This is a genomic window from Burkholderia sp. Se-20378 (assembly GCF_017104665.1).
Classification (GTDB): domain Bacteria; phylum Pseudomonadota; class Gammaproteobacteria; order Burkholderiales; family Burkholderiaceae; genus Burkholderia; species Burkholderia lata.
The window spans coordinates 1-6,363 of sequence record NZ_JAAGPG010000482.1 but is presented as its reverse complement, the minus strand read 5'-3'; the positions used below and the strand labels follow the sequence as shown (position 1 = coordinate 6,363).

Here is a 6,363-nt window from a genome sequence, read left to right as displayed (position 1 = left end):
GCTAAGGCGATGCGCCGCTGCCCGGCACGATCCACGAGACCGCACGCGAGATCGACGCGCTCGGCGGCCGCGGGATCGCGGTGGCCTGCGACCACGCGGACGACGCGCAGGTGAAGGCGCTGTTCGAGCGCGTCGAACGCGAAAGCGGGCGGCTCGACATTCTCGTCAACAACGCGACTTACCTGCACGATCAGCTGATCCTGCCGGGCCCGTTCTGGGAGAAGTCGCTCGATCTCGTCAACATCCTCGACGTCGGGCTGCGCTCGGCCTATGTCGCGAGCTGGCACGCGGCGCGCCTGATGGCGCAGCGTCGCAGCGGGCTGATCGCGTTCACGTCGTCGTTTGGCGCGAGCTGCTACATGCACGGCGCCGCCTACGGCGCGCAGAAATCCGGCGTCGACAAGTTCGCGAAGGACATGGCCGTCGATCTGAAGCCGTTCGACGTCGCGGCCGTGTCGATCTGGATGGGCCCGCTGCGCACCGAGCGCACGACGCGCGTGTGGGAAGAACACCCGGATCTGTACAAGGAATTCTCGCTCGTCGCGGAAAGCCCCGAATTCACCGGCCGCGTGATTCATGCGATCCACGGCGATCCGCAGCGCATGGCGCTGTCGGGGCAGGTGCTCGTCGGCGCGGAAGCCGCGCTGCAGTACGGCATCGCCGATCTCGACGGCAAGCAGCCGCCGTCGTATCGCGAACTGCTCGGCGGGCCCGTGCAGGCGCATCCGGCGATCGTCGCCTGAGGAGCGCACATGGGCATCCTGAAAGGCAAGGTCGCGCTCGTGACGGGCGCGGGGCAGGGCGTCGGCCAGGGCGTCGCACAGGCGCTCGCCGCGGAAGGCGCGCACGTCGCGGTGGTCGGCCGTACCCGCGACAAGCTGCTCGCGACTTGCGAGGCGATCCGCGCGCGCGGCGGTGTAGCTGAACCGTTCGTGTGCGACGTAATGGACGCTACGCAGATCGAGCAATGCGTCGACAGCGTCGTCGCGCGGTTCGGTGGCGTGCAGATCCTGATCAACAACGCGCAGGTCGTGCCACTCGGCCGCCTGCTCGACGTGACCGACGCGGATTTCATGGCGGGGCTCGAATCGGGGCCGATCGCGACGCTGCGGATGATGCGCGCGTGCCATCCGCATCTGAAGGGTGACGGCGTGATCGTCAATTTCGCTTCGTCGGCCGCGGTGCGCTGGGACGCGTCCGGCTATGGCGCGTATGCGGCGACCAAGGAGGCGATTCGTGCGTTGACGCGCGCGGCGGCCTGCGAATGGGGTGCGGACGGCATCCGTGTGAACGCGGTCGCGCCGCATGCGTTGTCGCCGGGCCTGAAAGGCTGGGTCGATGCGAATCCGCAGGAAGCCGCCGCGTTCTTCCGCACGATTCCGCTCGGCCGCGTCGGCGACTGCGAGCAGGACATCGGGCGCGCGATCGTGTTCCTGGCGAGCCGCGATGCCGCGTACCTGACGGGCGCGACGCTGCCGCTCGACGGCGGGCAGGCTTACTGGGGCTGACGGCGGGGGCCAACGGCGCGCGGCGCTGGCCGCGTGCCAATCATGAACCGGCAAGCACGCCCGCATGCGCGCGGCAGCCGGCAAACCGGAATCGAAGAGAGGACGACATGGGTCGACTGGAAGGAAAGGTAGCGATCGTCACGGGTGGTGCGCGTGGCATGGGCGCGGCGACGTGCAGGCTGTTCGTCGAGGAGGGTGCGCGCGTCGTGATCGGCGACGTGCTCGACGCGGAAGGCGAAGCGCTCGCGCGCGAGCTGGGCGACGCGGCGCGCTTCATGCGGCTCGACGTCGCCGACGAAGCGAGCTGGGTGCGCGTGACCGACGCGACGATGGAGCAGTTCGGCCGTATCGACGTACTGGTCAACAATGCAGCCGTGCTGACGTTCGGCGGTATCACCGAACTGTCGAAACGCGATTTCGAGCGCGCGGTGTCGATCAACCTCGTCGGGACGTTCGTCGGAATCCGGACCATCGCGCCGCACATGATCGCGCAGAAGAGCGGGTCGATCGTCAACATCTCGTCGGTGGACGGGCTGCGCGGCGTGAATGCGCTGGCCGCGTACGTGTCGAGCAAGTGGGGCGTGCGCGGGCTGACGAAGGTCGCGGCGCTCGAACTCGGCCACCAGGGCGTGCGCGTGAATTCGATCCATCCGGGCGGCGTGAACACCGCGATGTCGAACCCGACCGGCGCGCCGCTCGAGGAAATCAACAAGCACTATGCGAACGTGCCGCTGCAACGCGTCGGCCTGCCCGACGAAATCGCGCGTGCGACGCTGTTCCTCGCGAGCGACGAAGCGTCGTACTGCAACGGCGCCGAGCTGGCCGTCGACGGCGGGATGGCGGCAGGCGCGTATTACCCCGGATTGCCTGGCGCACCGTTTTGAGCAGGGGTGCTTGCGACACGCTCACGTCAGATGTTTGTGTACGCAACCTAATTCAGGGTTTGCCTGAGTAGCGAAAACGTGAATTCACCCGGCCCGCGTTCGCGCTGGCCCCACGCGGGAGCGGCGCGCCGGATTTGCCGCTTCCGCGAAACCCTTGCCGGACGGCCGTCCCGGCCGTTTTGTCCCCAAAGCGCACGCAATGGCGCTGTAAAAAGCACGCACAGGCAACCGGCGTGCCGGCTCGCCGACATAGTTGTTTCTTGTTGCAACGCAACGTTTGCCGAATAACGGCGATGGTATGCTGGCCGTCATGGAGTTGTACGGCAGGTTGCTTGTATGGCGAAACTCGCGTTCGCAATTACTAAAGAGACATCACCTTCTCTCGCATGCATCGCGGCATCGACGCGCGCTCCGCTCGCGCGTCCCGCCTTGCGTGCCGCCGCACCCTGCGCTCCAATCGCATCCCCCATCTCGCGGGCTCGCCCCGCAACCCCCATCCCCGCCCAATAATCTGGAGACATCCTCATGTCGCAAAACACTTTGGCCGAAGCAACACACGGCCCGCTGATCGCTCCACCGGCTTTCGTCAAACATCGCAAGCTGATCGACTGGGTGTCGCGCATCGCGGCGCTCACGGAGCCCGAGCGCGTCGTGTGGTGTGACGGTTCGCAGGAAGAAAACGACGCGCTGTGCCAGGCGATGGTCGACCAGGGCACGCTCACGCGCCTGAACCCGGCGAAGCGCCCGAATTCGTATCTCGCGCAATCCGATCCGTCCGACGTCGCGCGCGTCGAGGATCGCACGTTCATCTGCGCGGCCTCGCGCGATGACGTCGGCCCGACCAACAACTGGATCGAACCCGCCGAAATGCGCGAGACGCTCAACGGCCTGTTCCGCGGCTCGATGCGCGGCCGCACGCTGTATGTCGTGCCGTTTTCGATGGGCCCGCTCGGCTCGCCGATCGCGCACGTCGGCGTCGAACTGTCCGACAGCCCGTACGTCGCCGTGAACATGCGGATCATGACGCGCATGGGCCGCGAGGTATATGACGTGCTCGGCGAGGACGGTGAGTTCGTGCCGTGCGTGCACAGCGTCGGCCATCCGCTCGAAGCCGGCCAGCAGGACGTGCCGTGGCCGTGCAACCCGGTCAAGTACATCGTGCATTTCCCCGAAACACGCGAAATCTGGAGCTTCGGCTCGGGCTACGGCGGCAACGCGCTGCTCGGCAAGAAGTGTTTCGCGCTGCGTATCGCGTCGACGATGGGCCGCGACCAGGGTTGGCTCGCCGAACACATGCTGATCCTCGGCGTGACGTCGCCGGCCGGCAAGAAGTATCACGTCGCGGCTGCGTTCCCGTCCGCATGCGGCAAGACCAACTTCGCGATGCTGATTCCGCCGCAGGGCTTCAACGGCTGGAAGGTCACGACGATCGGCGACGACATCGCATGGCTGAAACCGGGCCGCGACGGCCGACTGTATGCGATCAACCCGGAAGCCGGCTTCTTCGGCGTCGCACCGGGCACCGGCGTGAAGACCAACCCGAACGCGATTTCGACGCTCACCGAAAACGTGATCTTCACGAACGTCGCGCTGACGGAAGACGGCGACGTATGGTGGGAAGGGCTGACCGACACGCCGCCCGCGAAGCTGACCGACTGGCAGGGCAACCCGTGGACGCCGGAAATCGGCAAGGAAACGGGCCGCAAGGCCGCGCATCCGAATTCGCGCTTCACGGCGCCGGCCGCGCAGTGCCCGTCGATCGACGGCGACTGGGAGAACCCGGCCGGCGTGCCGATCGACGCATTCATCTTCGGCGGCCGCCGTTCGACGACCGTGCCGCTCGTGACCGAGGCGCGCGACTGGGTCGAAGGCGTGTACATGGCCGCAACGATGGGCTCGGAGACGACTGCTGCGGCAGTTGGCCAGCAGGGCATCGTGCGCCGCGATCCGTTCGCGATGCTGCCGTTCTGCGGCTACAACGTCAGCGATTATTTCGCGCACTGGCTCAAACTCGGCAAGCAGCTCGAAGGCGCGGGCGCGAAACTGCCGAAGATCTATTGCGTGAACTGGTTCCGCAAGGATGCGAACGGCAAGTTCGTGTGGCCGGGCTTCGGCGAGAACATGCGCGTGCTGAAGTGGATGCTCGATCGCCTCGAAGGCACGGGCGGTGGCGGCGAGCATGCGTTCGGCGTGTCGCCGGCGTATGAAGACCTGCACTGGGACGGCCTCGATTTCACGCGCGAGCAGTTCGATGCGGTGACGTCGATGAACGCCGACGAATGGCGCGAGGAGCTGAAGCTGCATGCAGCGCTGTTCGATACGCTGAAGCTGCGCCTGCCGGTCGAAATGACCGATACGATGAAGAAGATCGAGCAGCGCATCGGCGCCTGACGGTCCGCATCGACCGAGTTGTCCTGACGTCCCGCCGCCGGCATGCATCGCCGGCGGCGGGACGTTTTTGCATCGGCGCCATGCACGCGCCGTTCGCTTATTGCGCGCGGCAATGCGCGACGACTTCGTCCACCGCGCGCTGCACGTCGCCGCGCCGGTAGCGCAGCAGCGCGCTGTCGGCCGGATCGGGCTCGTACGACACGACGTTGCCGCGCCCCGTGTAGATCGCCATGTCGGGCAGCAGCGGATGCTCCTGGTCGAGCGACGGCACGTCCTGCGGATTGCCGGCCGCACGGAAGAAGGCCGCGAAGTAGTCGGCGAAGCTGAGGTTCTCGTCGCCGACGAGGTAGGCCTTGCCCGCTTCGCCGCGCTGCAGCGCCCCCCAGATCGCTTCCGACAGCGATTGCGTCGAGATGAAGTTGCTGCCGCCGGCCGGCCCGAACACCGGCAGCCCCGCGAACTGGCCCTGCGCATAGCCGGTGTACGCCGCAAACATCTCGTTGCGCAGCCCCGGCACCGATCCGACGACGAACGGCGCATTGACGCTGCAGACGGCGAACGACGGCGTCGCGAGCGCACGCACGCGTTCGTCGGCGAGATGGCGCGAGCGTACGTACGGCACCGTGTCGACGAGCGCCGGCGCGACCTGCGGATAGAAGCTGCCCACCAGCACCGCGCGCTTCACGCCCGCGTCGCGCGCCAGCGCGAAAAAGCGCGGCACGGCGTCGACGTTCGCGCGTTCCCAGTGCGCGGCTTCGTCGGTGCCGGGCGGCAAGTGGCGGATGTCGTTGCCGGCGGCGAACACCACTGCATCGAACGCCGCGAGATCGTCGCGCGTGAAGTTGCCGGCCACGTAGTCGCGCAGCAGCACGTCGAACTGGGCGAGCGCGCTGCCGGGCGCGGGCGGCTTGCGCGCGGCGAGCGTGACATGGTTGCCTTGCGCGTGCAGGTGCAGCGCGGCATGGCCGCCGATGAGGCCGGTGCCGCCGACGATCAGGATCTTCATGGTGTCTCCGGTAGCGGCGCATCCGCGCCGCGTGAAATGAACAGGCGAGCGGTGCCGCTCAGAAGTTGAAGCCGTTGCCCGTGACGACGGGCATGTTGGTCCAGAAGCCGTTCGGGTCGCGATACCAGCCGGCCGCCGCGAGCGCGCCGCCGTCGACATGCAGCGTCGTGCCGGTGACCCACGCGGCGAGCGGGCTCGCGAGGAACAGCGCGGCGCCCGCGATATCGCCGGCCGCGCCGAAGCGCCCGAGCGGGATCCAGCGCGGGATGTGCTCGCGATGCTCGGCCGCGACCATCGCGCTGACGGGCACCTGCGGCGTCTCGGTGGTTTCGGGAGCGATCTGGTTTACGCGAATGCCGGCCGGCCCGAGTGCGAGGGAAAGGCCTTTCGGGAAACCCGTCAGCGCAGCCTTGAACGATGCGTACACAGACGAGTGCGGAATCGGGCGAAAGGCGTGAACGCGATTCCGTACTTCGACGGCGCGGCGTTCCGCAAGGCACTGGAAGTCGAGGATTTCGACGGCTACATCCTCGACTGGATGCTCGGCGACCAGACCGCCGCCGAACTCGTGCGC

At 67.4% G+C, this 6,363-nt stretch carries 5 protein-coding genes and 2 pseudogenes; 5 read left to right on the top strand and 2 right to left on the bottom strand.

Annotation, left to right across the window (positions count from 1 at the left end):
* Nucleotides 1-5: 5 nt before the first annotated feature.
* The 4 genes and pseudogenes from G3N93_RS31845 to G3N93_RS31830 all read left to right on the top strand — a co-directional run.
* Nucleotides 6-743, top strand: a pseudogene (locus G3N93_RS31845) (SDR family NAD(P)-dependent oxidoreductase); the annotation flags it as partial.
* A gap of 9 nt (nt 744-752) precedes the next feature.
* Nucleotides 753-1,508 (top strand): SDR family NAD(P)-dependent oxidoreductase, encoded by a 756-nt coding sequence (locus G3N93_RS31840; protein ID WP_206134742.1) that lies wholly within the window; start codon nt 753-755, stop codon nt 1,506-1,508.
* Between the two features lie 107 nt (nt 1,509-1,615).
* Nucleotides 1,616-2,392 (top strand): glucose 1-dehydrogenase, encoded by a 777-nt coding sequence (locus G3N93_RS31835; protein WP_174940934.1) that lies wholly within the window; start codon nt 1,616-1,618, stop codon nt 2,390-2,392.
* A gap of 525 nt (nt 2,393-2,917) precedes the next feature.
* Nucleotides 2,918-4,783 carry a phosphoenolpyruvate carboxykinase (GTP) gene (locus G3N93_RS31830; RefSeq protein WP_206134741.1) on the top strand — a complete coding sequence of 622 codons (1,866 nt, stop codon included), beginning with the start codon at nt 2,918-2,920 and terminating at the stop codon, nt 4,781-4,783.
* 97 nt (nt 4,784-4,880) lie between these two features.
* Here the strand turns inward: G3N93_RS31830 and G3N93_RS31825 are convergent, their stop codons facing one another.
* Entirely contained in the window at nt 4,881-5,789 is a 909-nt protein-coding gene (locus tag G3N93_RS31825) for an NAD(P)-dependent oxidoreductase (RefSeq protein ID WP_206134740.1), read from the bottom strand.
* Between the two features lie 58 nt (nt 5,790-5,847).
* On the bottom strand, nt 5,848-6,216 hold the full coding sequence (locus G3N93_RS31820) for an SDR family oxidoreductase (protein WP_307873438.1): 369 nt from the start codon (nt 6,214-6,216) through the stop codon (nt 5,848-5,850).
* A 21-nt stretch (nt 6,217-6,237) separates the two neighbouring features.
* Here G3N93_RS31820 and G3N93_RS41800 point away from each other — a divergent pair.
* A pseudogene (locus G3N93_RS41800) lies at nt 6,238-6,363 on the top strand (two-component system response regulator); the annotation flags it as partial.

Coding starts and splice junctions, on each gene's coding strand:
- G3N93_RS31840 (WP_206134742.1), top strand. CDS start 753: ATGGGCATCCTGAAAGGCAAGGTCGCGCTCGTGACGGGCGCGGGGCAG.
- G3N93_RS31835 (WP_174940934.1), top strand. CDS start 1,616: ATGGGTCGACTGGAAGGAAAGGTAGCGATCGTCACGGGTGGTGCGCGT.
- G3N93_RS31830 (WP_206134741.1), top strand. CDS start 2,918: ATGTCGCAAAACACTTTGGCCGAAGCAACACACGGCCCGCTGATCGCT.
- G3N93_RS31825 (WP_206134740.1), bottom strand. CDS start 5,789: ATGAAGATCCTGATCGTCGGCGGCACCGGCCTCATCGGCGGCCATGCC.